Here is a 19,329-nt window from a genome sequence, read left to right on the forward strand (position 1 = left end):
CGCACTCGGTGTACCGCAAGTTCGGCCTGTGCCGCGTGTGCCTGCGCGACATGGCTCACGCCGGCGAGCTGCCGGGCGTGCAGAAGTCCAGCTGGTGACGCCTCCGGCTCACTGAGCCGGTAATGACATCGGACGACCCCACCTTCTTGCAGAAGGTGGGGTCGCGTCGTCAGCAACCTTGTCGCACTCAGGTGCGGTCTTGTTTGCGGATGACGAAGGCGGTGATCAGAGCTGCGGCTACGGCGAACACGCTGAGCAGTGCCAGGCCGAGGGTGTAGCTGTGGGCGTCGGCGTCGTAGGTAGCGCCCATGGCCATCGGTGGGAAGAAGCCGCCGAGTCCGCCCGCGGCACCGACGATCCCGGTGACCGCGCCGACTCGTTCGGCGGGGGCGACCTGGGCAACCCAGGTGAACACCGACCCCGAGCCGAGGCCCATGAACAGCGCCATGAGCACGAAGTTGATGCCCGCCGGGATCTCCAGGGGCGGTTCGGTGAGCATCCAGATGGCCAGGATCGCGGCACCGGCGCACGAGATGAACGTGATCAGGCGGGGCCCGAACTTGTCGGCGAGCACACCACCGCACGGGCGGGCGATCACCGCGGCGATCGCGAATCCGGCGGTGCGGGTGCCGGCGCCCTGGGCGTCGACGGCGTATACGTCGTTGAGGTAGGTGGGCAGATAGGTGGAGAAGGCGACGAATCCGCCGAAGGCCGCCGCGTAGAGAAAGCCCATCTCCCAGGTGATGGGCAGCTTGGCGGCGCCCATCAACTTGGGGACCACCGGATCGTGGTTGGGTGACCACCGGGGTGAGTCGTGCATGAAGACCCGGCAGATCACGGCAACCACCACGAGCGCCACGGCGATGATCACATGCGTGGCGAAATAGCCGAACCAATTCACGAATCGGGGGGTGAAGAATGCCGACAGTGCGGTACCGCCCATCCCGGCACCGAAAACGCCTGTGGCGAAACCACGGCGGGAGGGGTCGTACCAGGCGTTCACGAATGGAATGCCGACGGCGAAGGTGGTGCCGCCGACACCGAGGAAGAATCCGATCACCAGAAGCAGTGCGTAGCTTTCCAGTTCCCCGGCGACGGCGATGAGCAGCACGAACGGTACCGTCAGGAGCAGTAGCGCCGGGAACATGGTCCGCCCGCCGTAGCGGTCGGTGAGTGCTCCGGTGATGATACGGCCAAGCGATCCGACGAGCACCGGAATAGCGACCAGCACGGACTTCTGGCCCGCCGACAGGTTCAGGTCGGTGGCATATCTGATGGCCAAGGGGCCCACCAGGTTCCACGCCCAGAAGCTGATGCCGAACGCCAGCGTCGCCAGTGCGAGGTTGGTGGCCTGGTCGCGGGAGGTGATGGCCGGTGCCGCTGTCTCGGTGGTCATTGGTCGCGATCCTTCACTCCGATGGGCGCCCAACCACGCCGCGCCGGCCGTGCGCCCGGTGCCGGAATCCGGTCACGGCTGCGGTAGACGATGTAGGGCCGGAACAGGTAATGCAGTGGGGCGGTGAAGATGTGGACGAGACGGGTGAACGGGACGAGGCAGAACAACGTCATCCCGATCAGCACATGCACGTGGAAACGCAGCGGTGCCCCGGACATCGCGTCGATGTCGGGGTTGAGGTAGAAGATCGACCGGAACCAGGGCGAGACGGTCTCGCGGTAGTTGACGCCTTCGCCGTGCGGGTCGACGGTGCCGACGAGGGTGATGAAAGTTCCTGCCAGCAGCGCGGATACGAGTGCGGCGTACATGAGTTTGTCGTTGCGGGTGGTGGCCATGAACACCGGTCCGGTACGCCGGCGCCGGTAGATGAGCAGACCGCAGCCGACAAGTGTTGCGGCGGCGGCGATCAGGCCGGATATGGCGGCCGTCCAGTGGTAGAGGCTCTCTGTGATGCCGAAGAACTCGGTCCACGACTCGGGGATCACCAGTCCGATGGCGTGACCGGCGATCACCACGAGTACACCGTAGTGGAACAGCGGTGACGCGATGCGCAGCAGCCGCGACTCGTACAGCTCCGATGACCTTGTGGTCCAGCCGAATTTGTCGAACCGGTAGCGCCACATGGTGCCGCCGATGACGAGAAACAATGTGATGTAGGGGATCACGCCCCACAGCAAGATGTTCATCTGCTACCTCCGGTTCGCCTGCCCCGTGGGCTGCAACGGCAGCAGCCGCGGACCGTAGGGTTCGAGTCCGACGAACTCGACCGGTGTCTGTTGCGGGGCAATCGGATTCGTGTCGCTCTCCGGCAAGGTGAGGACGATTGCGGCCAGCGCGTCGGCGTAGACGCTGCGACGCTCGCGCAGCGCCCGTTCGATCTTCTCGAGCGCACCTCGAAATCGGCCGAGAAGCTCACGTCCTCCGTCGTGGTCGACCCGCGCGCAGAACTCCAGCACGATGGGCAGATGGTCGGGTAATTCGCCGTGCAGGTCGGTGAGGTAGCCGCTGTCGCGGTAGAGCTGTTTGACGGCGGCCAGGGCCTCCCCGCGGCGCCGGGTGTCGCCGTCGGTCCAATACGTCAGGTACAGGGTGTGCGCGCGGGACAGGTCGAACACGTCGACGTAGTCGTGGCGCAGTTCGTCGGGCGCACCCGAGCGCAAGGCGTCGACCACTGAGCGCAGCAGGACGATCGGCCGGCTGCCGGGTTGCTCAGCGAGGGCGTCGGTCAACAGTGGAAGGAGTTCGAGCAGTTGGTCGTCGGGGTAGCTCAGGCACCACGAGGCGACCTGGTAGACGATCGGCCACTGTGCCGAGCCGGCCTGTTCCGGTGATTCCTTGCGTTGCAGGAGGGGGATTTTCATGACCGCGGCACCCGTTCCGGGAACAGCCCGGCGGGGGCGCCGTTGCCGTCCCAGTTGAGCAGATTGGTGCGCCCGGCCATGGCGGATCGCCCGGCGGCCGAGTCGCTGGTCTGCCGCTGTTTGAGCGCGTGAAAGGTCTCCACCGATACCGGTGCCGGCCGCCCGCTGGCTTCGCCGAAGATTCCCGAGTCGAACATTCCGGGGCCGCCGTCGAAATCCAGCGAGCAGGCCGATTCGTCGAGACCGACGGCCTGTTCGCTGTGGGCTGTCGGAATCACATAGCGGTCATGGTATTTGGCGATCGCCAGGAGGCGGTACATCTCGTACACCCGTTCCTCGGTCATCCCGACCGATGCGGGGATCTCGGGCCGGGTCTCGCGGCCGAGGGTCACATCGCGCATGTACGAGCGCATCGCGGCAAGCTTGCGCAGCACCCCGTCGACGACGGCGGCGTCGCCCGCGGTGAACAGTTCGGCCAGGTATTCCACCGGGATCCGCAACGCCTCGATGGCGCCGAAGAGGTTGGTGTGTGACTCGGCGTCGTGGCCTTGTCCGGCGAGCAGGTCGACGATCGGGGACAGCGGCGGGATGTACCAGACCATCGGCATAGTGCGGTATTCCGGATGCAGCGGCAACGCCACCTTGTACTTCTTGGCCAGTGCGTACACCGGGGATCTGCGCGCCGCCTCCAGCCAGTCGTCGCTGATTCCGGCGGCTCGGGCGGCGGTGATGACCTCCGGGTCGGCCGGATCGAGCAGCAGATCCAGTTGCGCCTGGTACAGATCCTTTTCGTCCGGTGTCGACGCGGCGGCTGTCACCTTGTCTGCGTCGTAGAGGAACACCCCGAGATACCGCAGCCTGCCGACGCACGTTTCGGAGCACACCGTCGGCAGGCCCGCCTCCACCCGCGGATAGCAGAGTGTGCATTTCTCGGCTTTCCCGGATTTGTGGTTGAAGTAGATCTTCTTGTACGGGCAGCCGGTGATGCACTGCCGCCAACCGCGGCACTGGTCCTGGTCGACCAGCACGATGCCGTCCTCGCTGCGCTTGTAGATGGCGCCCGACGGACACGACGCCATGCACGACGGATTCAGGCAGTGCTCGCAGATGCGGGGCAGATAGAACATGAAGGTCTGTTCAAAGCTGAACTTGATCGCCTCCTCGGACTCTGCGCGCAGCTTGGCGACGATCGGGTCGAGATGTCCGAGTTCGGTTGTGCCGCCGAGGTTGTCGTCCCAGTTGGCCGACCACTTGACTTTCATGTCCTCGCCGGTGAGGAGCGATTTGGGCCGGGCGACGGGAAAGTCGTCGCCGAGCGGTGCCTCGACAAGGGTTTGATAGTCGTAGGTCCACGGCTCGTAATAGTCGGCGATGGTGGGCTGTACCGGACTGGCGAACAGGGTCAGCAGCTTCTGCAGCCGCCCACCGGTGCGCAGCCGCAATTTGCCCCGCCGGTTGAGTGTCCACCCGCCGCGCCACTTCTCCTGATCCTCGTGGCGACGTGGGTAGCCCTGTCCGGGGCGGGTTTCCACATTGTTGAACCACACGTATTCGGTGCCCGCGCGGTTGGTCCAGGCCTGCTTACAGGTGACCGAGCAGGTGTGGCAGCCGATGCATTTGTCGAGATTCATCACCATCCCGACCTGAGCCATGACGCGCATCAGTAGGTCACCTCCTGGTTGCGTTTGCGGATCGTCGAGACCATGTCGCGCTGATTGCCGGTGGGGCCGAGATAGTTGAACGCGTACGAGAGTTGGGCGTACCCGCCGATGAGGTGGGTGGGTTTGACCAGCAGCCGGGTCACCGAATTGTGGATTCCGCCGCGCCGTCCGGTGGCCTCCGATTTGGGCACGTCGATGGTGCGCTCCTGTGCGTGGTGCACGTACACAACACCTTTCGGCATCCGGTGACTGACGACGGCCCGCCCCACCAGCACACCGTTGGCGTTGGTGCATTCGATCCAGTCGTTGTCGGAGACGTCGATGGCGGCGGCGTCCTCGGGACTCATCCACGCGGTCGGACCACCACGGGAGAGCGACAGCATGAACAGGTTGTCCTGATACTCCGAATGAATCGACCATTTGGAATGGGGTGTCAGGTAGCGCACCGTGATCTGTTGCGCTCCATCGGGTCTCAATGTCGGCTCGGCGAACAGTTTGTGCATGTCCAGCGGTGGGCGGTAGGTGGGCAGCGATTCGCCGGTGTCGATCATCCAGTCGTGATCGAGGTAGAAGTGCATGCGGCCGGTGAGGGTGTGAAAAGGTTTGAGCCGCTCGATGTTCACCGTGAACGGGGCGTACCGACGACCACCGGTTTCCGAGCCGGACCATTCGGGTGAGGTGATCACGGGGACCGGGGCGCGCTGGGTGTCGGCGAAGGTGATCCGCTTCTCCTGCGAACCGCGGGCGAGGTCGTCGAGCAGGAATCCGACGCGCCGCTGCAGCGTGCGGAATCCCTGGACCGCGAGTTCGCCGTTGGTGGTTCCCGACAGCGTCAGGATCGCCTCGGCGAGTTTGGAGTCAGTGTCGATGGCGGGGCGGCCGTCGGCGGCACCGCCGAGCATCACCCCGTTCTCCTGCGCCAGCTTCCCGGTCTGCTCGGTGAGGTCGAAGGTGACGTTCTTGACGGTGAACCCCAGCTTGTCGGCGAGCGGCCCGACCGCGGCCAGCTTGTCGGCGATCGCAGTGTAATCACGTTCGGCAACAACAAAGTTGGGTGCGTTACTGCCCGGCCGGATCGGGTGTTTCCCGTCCTGCCAGTCCATGACGCGACCGTGTGGCTGCGCCATCTCGCCCGGGGTGTCGTGCTGCACCGGCACACTCACCAGATCCTTGCGCACACCCAGATGGGTACGGGCGAGTTCCGACAGCCGACCGGCCAGCAGGTGGAACAGGTCGAAGTCGGTTTTCGCCTCCCACGGGGGATTGATCGCCGGGGAGAAGGCATGCACGTAGGGGTGCATGTCCGTCGACGACAGATCGTGCTTCTCGTACCAGGTGGCCGCGGGCAGCACGACGTCCGAGAGCAGAGTGGTCGAGGTCATCCGGAAATCCGCCGACAGCAGCAGATCGAGCTTGCCCTCGGGCGGGTCATCGTGCCACGCCACATCTTTCGGGCGCGGAGCATTGGGGTTCTCCGAGCCCAGCACGTTGTGATGAGTACCGAGCAAGGTTCGCAGGAAGTACTCGTTTCCCTTGGCGGAGGATCCGAGCAGATTGGACCGCCACAACACGAGGGTGCGCGGCCAGTTTTCCGGGGCGTCGACGTCGCTGATCGCCGGGGTCAGCGACCCGTCCCGCAACTTTGCGGCGATGTAGGCGCCCGGATTCTCGGCGTCTCCGGCGTCGACCGCAGCGGTCGCCTCGTCGGCGACGTCGAGGGGGTTGCGGCTGAACTGCGGATAGAACGGCATCCAGCCCAGCCGCGCCGACTGGGCGATGGCGTCGGCGGTGTGCCTGTCACCCAGCGTGCCGGTCGACAGCGGGGAGGCCAGCGAGGCCGTGGAGTAGCCGTCGTTGCGCCACTGCCCTGTGTGCATGTACCAGTACGACGTACCGGTCATGGTGCGCGGCGGCCGCGACCAGTCCAGGGCGTTGGCCAGCGAGATCCACCCGGTGATCGGCCGGCACTTCTCCTGCCCCACATAATGGGCCCAGCCTCCACCGTTGCGGCCCATGCACCCGGTGAGGATCAGCAGTGTGAGGATGGCGCGGTAGGTGGCATCGCCGTGGAACCACTGACAGATACCGGCACCCATGATGATCATCGAACGACCGTCGGAGTCGACGGCGTTGGTGGCGAACTCGCGGGCCACCCGGATCGCGGCCTCGGCGGGAACGCCGGTGATCTCGGCCTGCCAGGCCGGCGTGTAGGGGGCGCTCGCGTCGTCGTAGCCGGTGGGCCAGTGCCCGGGCAGGCCGTCGCGGCCGACGCCGTACTGCGCCAGCATCAGGTCGAACACGGTGGTCACCAGATGGCCGTTGACGCGGGTCGCCGGAACTCCTCGTGAGACGATGACGCCGCTGCCGTCGGGGGTGTCGAAGGCGGGGAAGGACACCGGGACCGGTTCGGCCCCGGCACGTCCGTAGATCGAGAGCGCCGGTGTCACACCTTCGAGGTCGAGGTTCCATCTACCGTTGCCGTCGGCCGAGTAGCGGTAGCCCATCGAGCCGTTGGGCACCACCGGTTTTCCGGTGTTGTCGTCGAGAATCACTGTGCGCCAGGCGGCGTCGTCACCCTCCTCGCCCCCGTTCTCCTTGCCGAGATCATCGGCGGTGACGAACTTGCCTGGTACATAACCTGTTTCGTGTTCGTCGAGGTGAATGAGGAAGGGTAGGTCGGTGTAGGTGCGCACATACTTGTCGAAGAATTCGGTGCGGGCGTCGACGAAGAACTCCTTGAGGATCACATGCCCCATCGCCATCGCGAGGGCGGCATCGGTACCGGCCTGCGCGGGCAGCCACTCGTCGGCGAACTTCGTGTTGTCGGCGTAGTCGGGGCTGACGGTCACCACCTTGGTACCCCGGTAGCGGACCTCCGCCATCCAGTGCGCGTCCGGAGTGCGGGTGACCGGGACGTTGGAGCCCCACATCATCAGATACGTGGCATCCCACCAGTCGCCGGACTCGGGGACGTCGGTCTGATCGCCGAACACCTGCGGACTGGCGACCGGCAGATCGGCGTACCAGTCGTAGAACGAGGTCATCACCCCGCCAATGAGCTGGATGAAACGTGTTCCCACACAATGCGACACCATCGACATCGCGGGGATCGGGGAGAATCCGGAACAGCGGTCGGGGCCGTACGTCTTGATGGTGTGCACGTGCGCGGCGGCGGCGATGTCGATCGCTTCCTCCCAACTCACCCGCACCAGCCCGCCCTTGCCGCGCGCCTGCTGATACGACCGCCGGCGCAACGGATCGGCGACGATGTCGGCCCACGCCAGTACCGAATCACCCAGGCGTGCCCTGGCTTCCCGGAACATCTCCACCAGCACCCCACGTGCGTACGGATAGCGCACCCGGGTGGGTGAGTAGGTGTACCAGGAGAACGCGGCCCCGCGCGGACAGCCACGAGGCTCGTATTCGGGGCGGTCCGGCCCTACCGACGGATAGTCGGTTTCCTGCGTCTCCCAGGTGATGATGCCGTCCTTGACGTACACCTTCCACGAACACGAACCCGTGCAATTGACCCCGTGCGTGGACCGGACAATCTTGTCGTGACTCCACCGGTCCCGATAGAACACGTCACCGGCGCGTCCACCCCGCTTGAACACGACCCGACCGTCGTCGGATTCGTCCCAGCGCGTGAAGAACCTGCCGAGGTCGAGGAGGGCGGTCGCGGCCTTCCCCTGAACATCAGTTGAGCGGGCCATGGGCTCACCATACGAGCGACTGCTGTCGTTGATCGCGGATAGATCACGGGCACCGATGGGTGTGGGGTTGCGGGGTCCGAAAGGTAACCGCTCACCCGGACAACGACATTCGGCATTGGGACCAAAGCCTCACTGCTTTAGGCGCTTTACACCCTACATATCCAACCGAATCCGGACGTGAACGCGGTATCCGCGCCGTGGAACCGGACATTTCACATGCAATTTGTTGCGTTTGTGAGGTCAATTTCGGTACCGGCTCGATTCGGTGGTCATTCCCTGCGGGCGCGTGGCGTCATGGTCAAACCTTGCTGCTGGTTTCGGAATCCGGAGCCGCCAGCAAGGTTTTCACGGTGTCGGCAACGACTCGTGGCCAGACGGGGTCGTGGAAGTAGTCGCTGTGGCCGCGGGTCGTTTCCGTCGGGTCGCCTAGGTCGGGGTCGGTGATCCAGTACTCGCTGCCCACTTTGTGCGCACCCGGGTTCCGGCTGCTGCGCTTGAGTCGCGTGAACTCCTCGGGAGCGTTACCGGTGTCCTGGCGGAGATGATTGGCGGTCATAGACCGCACGACACCGTCCTCGACGACGGCGGTCTGGTTCCAGGTGAGGACGGGGCCGCCGATGGGATCTGTGGCCCGGATGATGTTGCGCCAGCCGCCACCCAACTGCTCGGCGACCGCCTTGTGCGATTCGTACGACAGCATGGCCGGGAAGCCGCGGGTGTACGCCCACTGGAGCGGCGAACCGTAGGTGATCAGCCCGATGCGTTTGAGTAACTCCGGTTCGGTACGGATCAGTTGCAGCACAACCGCGTACATGATCACCGAACCCTGACTATGGCCGCAGAGGATGATACGGGCATTGTCATGGGCGAGGTACGCACGGACGCGGCAGATGATATCGTTGACCGCGCGTGGCGCGTACTCGCCGGGTACCACCGGGTGCGCCTCACGCGGCCAGAACGACACCAGATCCCAGAGAATACCGAGACGACGGCCGTGGACCTTCGGCTTCTTGCTCGCGGTGTACACGGCACCGAAGAGGAACGTCGCGAATGCGATGAGGAGAAGAACACCGACGGCCTTGAGTGTGCTGACCGCCTGATGTGGCAGATCATCGTGCAGCAGTAGCGAATCCGACAATGAGATCGGAAGCGCGATCACGCCGAAGACGACCAGCCCGACGATGATGAGGTAGCCGTGGGACTTCGCGTTACCGACTACCCATGCACGGATCCTGGGCTTCGGACGCACAAGACTGTCGAGTTCCGCGCCGTACTGGATGCGCTGGGCGATCATCCGCAGATTCTTCCGCAGCAGTGCCGACGGTCGACACACGAAGACCACCAACATGGCCGAGAGGGTGACGAACACCAGGACGGCCACGATGCCCCAGAACACTCCGAACGTCTCGTATGCCGAGGGGAGTTTCAGGACCAGGAGCCGCTTTCCGTCGGAGTCCTTCTCGGAGGCCTCGGCCAGCGTGTTCGTGGTGATGATCGCCAGGCCCGTGCCCAGACCGGAGCCGAGCATCGAGGTGAACCCGAGAACGGCGACAGATGCGGTCCCGTACAGCCACGGCCGGAAGGCGGGCGGGACGCCGGACGACCGGCTTGAATACTTCCGCCGAATCCGGAAGGGCAGCAATGACAGCAGCAGCGCCACCGCGCACCCGGTCAGCGACAACAGCACGAAGGTCAGTGTCCAGTCGCCACCACCACCGATCAGGGTGGACGACGTGGCGTTGCCGAGGCGGTCGGGCATCGCGGACCCGATGAAGACGAGCCAGATCGTGATGCCGACGACGAGCGTCACCCATCCTCGACGGTGCCCGCCGAATACCCACATGTAGACCGTGAACACCGGACCGGCCCCTGGGCCGAGGAACAGCGCGCCGATCACCGAGATCATCGCCATCGCAAACCCGGTCCACCACCACCAGTTGTCCTGGATGCCGTCATCGGCGGACAGCAACAGGATCGGCGCCGCGAACGCCGCCAGTGCGTGCAGCGAGCGGAGTGCGGGGACCCGTGGGTCGTCGCCGTCGACGAATGAGTTCTCTCCCAACCCGGGCTTCGGCGAAATGGTTGTGACTGCTGCCGCTTGTTCTCGGGCGTCTGTCGGTGTGCCGGCAGCACCCGGTTCGCGTGCTTCGGCGGCCTCGGGCCGGTGCCCGGGCACGACGGTCAGCAGTGTCGCAAGGCTGACCAGCACGCCGACGAGTATCCCGATGATCAAGGCGAGCGTCAGCGGATGACCGGCGAAGTGGTTGATGGTGCTGCGTACCCACGACAGTCGTGCCGGCACGTTCAAGCACACATCAGTATTACGCGAAATACATTGAGCTGCCATCAGATCGGCCAGTATGACGACGGCCTGCATCACGAACAGCCCGGTCAGCAGAACGCCGAACATCCGGATGATCCCCGCAGGTGCTCCGCTGCGGGTACCGGCGTCCTTGTTCTTCAATCGACGGACGAGCTGCACGGTCTTTAGGAGCCGGAAGCGACGTAGGTGCCGTACGAACCGTAGCTGCCGTTCAGACATTCCGGCTTTCTGGCGCGACGCCTGGTCGTTATCGCTACGGACAAAGCCGAGCAGCTTTGGGCGCCACGCCGACATGTCAGCATCCTGGCGGACCGGGGGCACCATCCAGGCGGCGAGATTGGTGAGCGCGAACGGAAACAGGAACGCCCACATGGCCTTCTTGACGCTTCCGGCAGTGAGATTGCCCCACCGGTACCCCTCGATGATCACGGCCGGTGCATCGCCGGTGGGGTCGCCGTCGCCGGCCTGCCATTCGGTGAGGCCCGCTCGCTGATATCGCTCCGCATCGGAATGCCGCTTCCGGTGCCAGAAGTTGGCGAGCTTGTCACCGACAAACGGCACCACCTTGGCATCGGCGTCGAGAATCCCCTCGGGCGGGGTTCCGCTGACACCATGCGTTCTCAGCTCGACGAAGAAGATGCCTTTGCGCGGGAGGTCTTTGGTGTCGGGTCCGGCGCCGATTCTGTCCGAATTGTTCATGGGACACCCTCCAGACTCTGCGAAACCGTTGTGGTCAGCGGAGATTCAGGATCGTTATAGCACCACCAACCGGGTAGCGCCGTTTCCGGTCACGATCTGCGACACCGTACCGTCCGGGGCGAATTGTACTGTGCCGGCAGGGCTGCCGTTAGTGATCGCGACGGTCGTCGTGGTGCCATCGGTTGAGATCGTCGTGACGTAGGTAGTGCCGGAATTGGGGTCGGACGTGGTCTGATACACAGTGCCGTCCGGTCCGAACCGCACCGTGCCGGCGGCCAATCCGACGATGGTGGTGGTTGTCGCGATTCCGGTGGCATTGACGGTGGTCACGTAGGTGATGGGGTTGTCGGGGTCCCCGGTATCTGTGGTCTTGTACACCGACCCGTCGGGCCCGGCTTGGAGTAGTGCGCCTTCGGCAGCTATCCCGACGAGCTGGATATCCGTCACGGTTCCGGCGGACGAGATGACGGTGATGTAGTCGGTGATGCGATAGATACCGGGATCGGCCGGATCGGGGACGTACTCGCGGGTGGCGATGTAGGTGGTCCCGTCGGGGCCGAAGATCACGCCTTCGTCGGCTGTTGCGGGCAACAGAGTCGAGGTGACGACTCCGTCGGGCGTGAAAGAGTTGGAGTAGGAGAACGAAGCCCCGTAGTAGGCGGGGTCGGGATCAAGATCCCAGGTGAGTTGGTGGACGGTCCCGTCGGGACGGAACGACAGCGAACTGGAAGGATAGCCGGGGAACGCGGAGGTGGTGGTGACGGTGCCCGAAGGCGTGACGGCATTGAGGTAGTACGTGTTCTGGAAGTTGATGGGGTCGGGCACGAGAGTGCCCTGGTAGAAGGTGCCGTCGGGGCCGAGTGCCGGTCGGCCGGTAGGCGAGCCGGAAAGCGTGGCCAAAGCGGTGGGGGTTCCGCCCGGGACGACGGTCGTGATGTGAGTGCTGTCGTCGGCGACGGTGTGGGTCACCAGGTAGATGGTGCCGTCTGAAATAACTTGCGCGGCATAGGGAGCGGCTCCGGCTGCCACGGCGACGGTGGAGACGGTTCCTTCCGGCGTCACACCGAGGAGATGCGTCGTATCGGTATCGGTGGCCGTGTCGTGTAGCGAGAAGGTCAGATACGCTGTGCCGTCAGCGCCGAACTGAATCGTCTCCACAGGAGAGTCGGGCAGATCTACGGTGGTTGTGGTTCCGGCGGGCGTGAGGGTTGTGAGGTAGTAGACGTACTGCGACGCATTGGGATCGGGGTTTACTGCCCACTGATAGCTGATCTGGTAGGCGGTGCCGTCGGGCCCGATCTGAAGATCACTGGGCAGAAAGGCATTTTCTCCGGGAATCTGCGCGGTGGTCACGACCCCGTCAGTGGTCACGGTGACGAGGTAGTAGGTCGTATTGCCGGTATGGGGATCCCAGTTGCCCAAGGTCTGGTAGGCGCTACCGTTTGGGCCGATCTGGAGATCGGATGTCGGGGGGACGGGTACGACTGCCGTGGTCGCGGTGCCGTCTGCCCTGATGATCGTCAGGTGATAGATCGTGCTCCCGGTGTCAGGGTCGTTGGCCCAGGTGGACTGGTAGGCGGTTCCGTCCGGGCCGAGGACCAGACTGTACGGATTGCCCGGCAATTGTTCGATGCTGCTCGTCGACGCGGAAGCGTTGATCATCGTCAGGTAGTAGGTGAAGACATCCGCGTCGGCGTCATAACTTTCCGAATTCAGATATGCGATGCCGGTGGGGCCCAGCAGTAGGTCGTTGATCGGGTCACCGATCACCGGTGTGGCGACCACCGTCCCGGTGGGGGTGATGGTGGCGAGGTGGTAGCTGTAGAGGCCGGTATCCGGATCGTAGGTTGAGGTGTGCAGATAGGCGGTGCCGTCGGTGCCGTACAGGGCGGTGTTGACCAAGTCGCCGGGAGCGGTGATCGCGGTGATCGCGGTTGTGATCGATTCGCTGGTGATGCCGCCGTGACCGTCGTCCACGATGATGATGATCGTTTCGGAGGTGTCGTCGGCGGTTGCGTTGATATGTGAGGCGGCCAGGCGCTGGGTGCCGGACGGGGTGAACGTGTATGTTCCGGCAGCTGGGTCGATGACGAGTGTGCCGCCGCCGAGGGTGGTGAAAGTATTTGCGCCGGTGGCTGTTCCGCCGTCGATTGTGAATATCGTGGTGTCGCCGTCACCGTCGGTGACGATGATGGTTCCGGTGACTGTGCCGGTATGGTCGGCCGGATTCGACGGGGTGGAGACGGTCACGAATGGGGCTTGGTTTTGGGCGAGTACGGGGACGTCGACGGTGAAGGTGCGGGTGGCGCCGTTGCCGTCGTCGGCGATGATGATGACGCCGTGGCTTTGTGGGGCGCCGGGGATGGCTGCGGCGTGCCGTATTTCGGTGGTCGGTGTCCAGTAGAAGGTGCCTGGGGTGTTGGTGTCGAAGACGGTGTTGCTGTCGGGGGAGGTGAAGGTGATTGTGCTGCCTTCGGGGTCGGTGACATAGCTTGTCAGGCCGGTCACTGTCACCGTGCCTGTCATGGTGTTGATCTCATCGATTGTCGGTTCCTGGCCGACATTGAGTACCGGTGCCTGGTTGGGGGCGGCTGTCGTCATCCGGATGAGGGTGAGCTGGTCGGTGGTGCCGTTGGTGGTGGTGACGGTGAAGAGGTCGTCGGTGTAGTCGAACTGTGCGAATGATGAGTTGGGGATGGTTACCGTGGTGATGTTTCCGTTGACATCGAGGATGTGGATGAGGGTATCGGCGCCGTCCTTTTCCGAGATCGCCAGGTATTTCCCGCCGAACACTCGGAAGTTGTTCAGTGAATTGGCGGGCACTACAAGCGGTGTGGACCGGGTGCCGATGGTCAGGTCGAAAACACTGAACGACGACGGCTCGTACGAGGCTCCCACCGCGGGTACGAACAGGTGCTGTTGGTCGGCGGCTAGGATGCCGTATTCGGGTATCACGAGTGTGATGGAGCCGTCTGGGGCAACCCGATATGTCCCACCATCGGTGGTGTCCGTCAGGTTCGACATCAATGCGTAGAGGGTGCCATCGATCACGAAGGCGCCGAGAGCGACTTTGTTTCCGGCATCCAGATAGACGGTACCGATCTCGTTGAGTCCGGGGTCGATGACGTGGATCTTGCTATTCTCTGCGACAGGATCAGGTGAACCTTCGACGGTGGTCCATGTGTAGGTGGCGTAGTAGAAATTGCCATCTGCATCGAAGGGATAATACCCCAACATCTGATACGGAATTGTGATGGTGTTCGTGCCGTCCACGGTAATGGAAGCCGTATTGGTTGGGTCGCTGAATTCATAGCGGGTGATACGTACGGTGAACTGGTCGACGAAGTCGTATCCGTATGCCGTTGAGTGGGCGGCGTCGACAACTCCGCTGGAACCCGACCACCCACCCGGAAATTCGATTCGGGAAAGGGTCCCGGTGGTCAGGTTGAGCACATCGACAGATGCCAGTCCTCCGATGCCACCGATGCCGCCAAACCGCTCAGTCGTGTAGGCGAACTCGCCGTCCGGTGTGATCTGCCATTGTGCGGTGAAGTCGTATGAGGACTGGGAGTGGTTCAGGATGGTGGCGTCGGTGGTGGAGATGCTTGTGATCGTCGATCCGTCGCGGACCAGTGCGATGGTGGTGCCGGGGACGAAGCCGGCTTCAGGGACGTACTGACTGGCCGGGTAGGCCAGGGGGGTGCCGGTGGAGACCGGGGTGTGGGTGCCGGTGGTGGTGTCGCCGAGGTAGATGTCGTAGGTGTTGTCGGCTTGCCGGGCGATGATGATGGCTTGGGTGCCGTCGGTGACGACGCGGAAGTCGGTGCCGGTGATGTCGCCGGTGTCGAAGGAGTTCGTGGTGAATCCCATGAGGGAGAAGCCGGGGCCGTCGGTGTCGGGGGCGGCCATGCCTCTCATCGAGAATGCTTGGGGTGCGCCGTTGGTCCAGGTGAGGGTTTTGGTGCCGTCGCCGTTGTCGGTGACGGTGTAGGCGCCGACGATCTGCCCGGTGGTCAGGTCGATGACGCTGACGTTGGTGCCGGTGGTGTCGGTGATCTGGGCGTAGTTGTTGTCGGAGCTGAAGGTGACTGTTGATGTGGTGTCGTGGCCGGCGGGGAGTGCGATGGTGGCGGTTTGGGCAGTGTTGTGGTCCAGGACGGTGAGCACCGGGCTGCCGCTGTTGTCGGTGATTCCGTACGAATAGCGCGGTGAGTCGGTGGTGTTCAGATTTGTGGCGTCGACGGTGACGTGGCTGGTTGGGGTGATGGGTGCGAAGACGACGATGGGGGTGGTGCTGGTGCCGTCGTCGGCGATGATGGTGAATGTTTGGGTGGTGGGACCACCGGCACCGGCCCAGAATTGGGTGGTGGGGTTGGGGGTGAAGGTGAATGTTCCGGTGGTGTCGTCGATGACGATGGTGCTGCCGTCGGTGGTGGTGTAGGTGCCGGGGTTTGTCGTTGGGGTGGCGCCCTGAACCGAATAGGTGGTTCCTGGTTGGTGGTTGAGGATCTGTCCGGTGACCTGGCCGTCGGTACTGGGTGCGAGGGTGACCGGGGTTTGCGGGATACCGGAATCGTCGACGATGACTCCGGCACCGATCTGGAAAGAGCCGAGTTGATTGACGTAGCCCGGTCCGCGCGGAGATTGCAGCAGGACCAAGCCGTCCCAGGCGGAGCCGGGTGTGGTGGTCCGCGGGGGAATGGTCGCCGACGTTCCCGAAGCGATGACGAGTGCGTCGAAGGTCGGCGGGTCGCCCGAGAGGACCGCCAGGTATTCGTCGCCGGTCATCGACCAGACCATGATGGGGTCGGGTCCGGTATTGCGGATAACTATGCCGTCAACGGTTTGGAGGTAGTCGACCAGTCCGGTTGGGTCAGGGAATTCCATCCCTGACGGGGCGGGGTAGTCTTCGTCTGACGGATCCCAGAATAGGTTGGTGGGGTCGATGGCGTGGTACCACATGGGGACCGTGTCGACCGCGATGACGACGTTGGTGGTGCTGCCGTGGCCGTCGTTGACGGTGACGGTGAACGTGTCGATGTCGGCGTGGCTGTCGGCGTTCGGGGTGTAGGTGAAGGTGTCCCCGATGATGGTGACCGAGCCGTTGGCGCCGTTGGTGTGGACGGTATAGGTGAGGGTGTCGTTGTCGTCGTCGGTGGCGATACCGGCCAGTGATCCTGTTGTGGTGCCGTAGGTTCCGGAGCCGAGGTCGCGGTCGATGGTCCCCAGCGGGTCCATGGGCGGTGTGGCGGCGACAGCCTGGTTGGCGGGGACGATGGGGATGTCGTAGGTGCTGCTGGTACTGAGCGTCCCGTCGGATATGGTCACCGAAAGCTGGAGATAGCGGTCGGTGTAGGGGGCGTCGTCGGCCGCCGCGGCATGCTGGGCTGCCGCGTTGGGCGTGAATGCGAATCCTGCGGCGGTGGGGATGTAGCTGAAGTTGCCCTTGGTGGCATCCCAGTAATAGGTGTACGTGAGGACGTCACCGGGGTCCGGGTCCCCGGCGATGACCGCGCCACCGACAGACTTCTGGCCGCTGTACCACCACTGCCAGCTGTAGACGACCGGTGCGTGATTGACGGGAATGCTTGAGTTGTACACGGTGCCCTGGTTGAGGACGATCATGCCGAGCCCGACCCCGGAGCCCGCAGGATTCCTCGGGGCCTGCACGAAGATCAGTTCGTCACCGGTTCCGCCGGGATCGGGCAGCCCCGGCCGGGACGGCATGGTGTGGGAGGTGCCGGGCGCGATGACGGTGAAGTCGACATTCGCCGGACCACCGGACTGCATTGTTGACATCTGCTCGACGGTGGCGGCCATGACGATGATGGGTTCGGTGCCGATGTTGTGGATGACGACCTTGCCGTCGCCGTCGACGGAATAGTTGACCAGTCCGTCCGGTGAACCGGCCTCCAGATAGCCGTTGTAGAAGTCTGCATCCGAAGGATCCCAGAATTGGTTGGTGGGGTCGATGGCGTGGAAGTACATGGGCACGGTATTGACGGTGACAGGAACGTCGGTGGTACTGCCGTGGCCGTCGTTGACGGTGACCGTGAATGTGTCGGTGCGTACGCGACTGTCGCTGTTGGGGGTGTAGGTGAAGGTGTCGCCGGTGATGGTGACGGTGCCGTTGGCGGGTTGGGTGGGGACGGTGTAGGTGAGGGTGTCGTTGTTGGCGTCGGTGGCGATACCGGTCAAGGAACCGGTGGTGTTGCCGAATGTGGGGGCTTGTAGGTCGCGGTCGACGGTGCCCAGTGTTCCGGTGGGTGCCACCGGAACGAGTGCTTGGTTGTCGGGGGTGATGGTGATGTTGAGAGCTTGTGTGCTGGTGAGGCTTCCGTCGGACACGGTGACGGTGGCGGTGAGCTTCTTGTCGGCGTCGGTGGCGTTGTCGGCCGCGGCGGCGTGCCGGGCTTCGGGCGTGGGCATGAAGTAGAAGTCGCCGGTGGCGTCGTCGTAGTTGAATGCGCCCTTGCCGGCGTCCCAGGTGAAGGAGTAGGTGATGGGGTCGTTGTCGATGTCGAGGCCGTCGACGTAGCCGGTGACGAGGCCGCTCGGGTCGAGGTAGGTGTAGTGGATATCGGTGATGGACGGTGCGTTGTTGACCGGTGGTGCGGTGACTTGGGGGATGGTGACGGTGACGGTGGTGGAGTGGGGGTCCGCTCCGGTGAACAGGGAGATGAGGGTGTTCAGGCCGTGGATGTGGGGTCCGTTGTCGGAGACCTGCACGGTGAATTGGTCGGCGGCGGTGGTGCCGGGGGGGCGGGTGTAGCTGATGGTGTCGGCGGTGTTGAGGGTGGCGGTGCCGTTGGTGGGGCCGGTGGTGATGGTGGTGGTCAGTGGGTCGCCGTCGGGGTCGTTGGTGATCAGGCTGATGGTATAGCCGTCGGTGACGGGGGCGAGTGTGGATGTGGCGGTGGGTGTTTGGTTGTTGAGTAGGGATTGGGTGCGTTGGATCCACCAGAGCAGGGTCCAGGGGGCAGGGCTGGTGGTGACGGTGGGTGTGGAAGGCCCGCCGGTTTGGGGGATGCCGAGGAAGCTGAGCAGGGTGGTCAGTGGGGTGGTGGTTGTGGTGGTGCCTTGTGGGGTTGCTGTGGTGGAGGCGAAGAATGTTGCGTTGCTGAAGGTTTGGGGTGCGTCGGTGGTTTGTGTGTCGTCGGTTTGGGTGTCGTCGTCGGTGAGAGTGAGGGCGGTGAAGCCGAGGGTGCGTAGGTTGCTGGTCGGGGAGTCGGTGGGGTCGGTGCTGTTCTCGGTGTTGTCGGGGGTGGTGGTGTCTGTGTTGTCCGCGGTGGGCGGGTTGGTGCTGGTGTTGTTGGGTTCGGTTGTGCTGATGGGTGTTTTGTTGGTTGTGGGGTCGGTCCAGGTGCCTGTGCTGCCGGTGGTGTCCGGGCTGGTGGGGGTGTAGGTGGGTTCCGAAGGTTCGGTGGTCTCGGTGGTCTCGGTGGTGGTGGTTGCGGGTTCGGTGTAGGTCGAGGTGGTGGTGCCGTTGTCTGACGGCCCGGTGTCCGGCGACGTGGTGTTTTGAGCCGGTGGCGTGTCCGTCGTGTTGGTGCCCACCGTATTCGTGTCTGGGGTGGGCGTGCCGGTACCGGAGGTGTCGGTCTCTGTTGTTTCGGTATCCGGGGTGTCGCCGGTCGGTTCGTTCCCGCCTGGTCCGGAGGCTCCCGGGCTGCCGTCGCCGGATCCGTTGCTGTCACCGGATGCACCACTGTCACCGGATGAACCGCTGTCACCGGATGTACCGCTGTCGCCGCCGCCGGATTCAGATCCGCCCGGTGATCCGGTGCTGCTTGCCTCGGAATTGTTTGACGATTGGGAACCACCGGCGGGTGGTGATGGTGCCGAACCGCCCGGCGAGGAATCCCCGCCCGACGAATCCGAACCACCGCCGGAATCGCTCTGCGAGGACGACTCGGACGGAGAACCAGAGCCGGAGCCCGATTCGTCGTCGGCGGTTGCGTGGCCGGGGTTGAGGAAGAGGCTGATGCCCGCGGCGGCGGCGATCAGGCGTGCACGGTTCTTGTGTGAAATTCGCATGGCACTCTCCGGTGATCAGGCAGTTGCGATTGGCGATTGCGAAAACGATTGTGAACGGTAAGCACTCGACCGCGTGCTT

General features: G+C 64.1%; 7 protein-coding genes and 1 pseudogene. 1 reads left to right on the forward strand and 7 read right to left on the reverse strand.

What is annotated here, in order from left to right; translation table 11 throughout:
• Positions 1 to 98 (forward strand): annotated as a pseudogene (gene rpsN, locus Q0627_RS01530) (30S ribosomal protein S14); the annotation flags it as partial.
• 89 nt (positions 99 to 187) lie between these two features.
• Here the strand turns inward: rpsN and Q0627_RS01535 are convergent.
• The 7 genes from Q0627_RS01535 to Q0627_RS01565 form a co-directional block, all read right to left on the reverse strand.
• A complete protein-coding gene (locus tag Q0627_RS01535) occupies positions 188 to 1,396 on the reverse strand; it encodes an MFS transporter (RefSeq protein WP_291017984.1) in 1,209 nt (402 codons plus the stop codon).
• A complete protein-coding gene (narI, locus tag Q0627_RS01540) occupies positions 1,393 to 2,142 on the reverse strand; it encodes a respiratory nitrate reductase subunit gamma (RefSeq protein ID WP_291017980.1) in 750 nt (249 codons plus the stop codon). The genes Q0627_RS01535 and narI overlap by 4 nt, the downstream gene beginning before the upstream one ends.
• A gap of 3 nt (positions 2,143 to 2,145) precedes the next feature.
• Entirely contained in the window at positions 2,146 to 2,817 is a 672-nt protein-coding gene (gene narJ, locus Q0627_RS01545; RefSeq protein ID WP_291017977.1) for a nitrate reductase molybdenum cofactor assembly chaperone, read from the reverse strand.
• Entirely contained in the window at positions 2,814 to 4,478 is a 1,665-nt protein-coding gene (gene narH / locus Q0627_RS01550) for a nitrate reductase subunit beta (protein ID WP_291017974.1), read from the reverse strand. Before narH ends, narJ begins: the two co-directional genes overlap by 4 nt.
• Complete coding sequence (locus Q0627_RS01555) at positions 4,478 to 8,191, reverse strand: nitrate reductase subunit alpha (protein ID WP_291017972.1); 3,714 nt, start codon at positions 8,189 to 8,191, stop codon at positions 4,478 to 4,480. The genes narH and Q0627_RS01555 overlap by 1 nt, the downstream gene beginning before the upstream one ends.
• A 298-nt stretch (positions 8,192 to 8,489) precedes the next feature.
• On the reverse strand, positions 8,490 to 11,213 hold the full coding sequence (locus Q0627_RS01560) for a hypothetical protein (RefSeq protein ID WP_291017969.1): 2,724 nt from the start codon (positions 11,211 to 11,213) through the stop codon (positions 8,490 to 8,492).
• Between the two features lie 54 nt (positions 11,214 to 11,267).
• Positions 11,268 to 19,250, reverse strand: a complete 7,983-nt coding sequence (locus tag Q0627_RS01565; protein WP_298807335.1) for an Ig-like domain-containing protein — start codon at positions 19,248 to 19,250, stop codon at positions 11,268 to 11,270.
• Positions 19,251 to 19,329: the final 79 nt, after the last annotated feature.

It is taken from the genome of uncultured Gordonia sp. (assembly GCF_937858515.1).
GTDB lineage: Bacteria > Actinomycetota > Actinomycetes > Mycobacteriales > Mycobacteriaceae > Gordonia.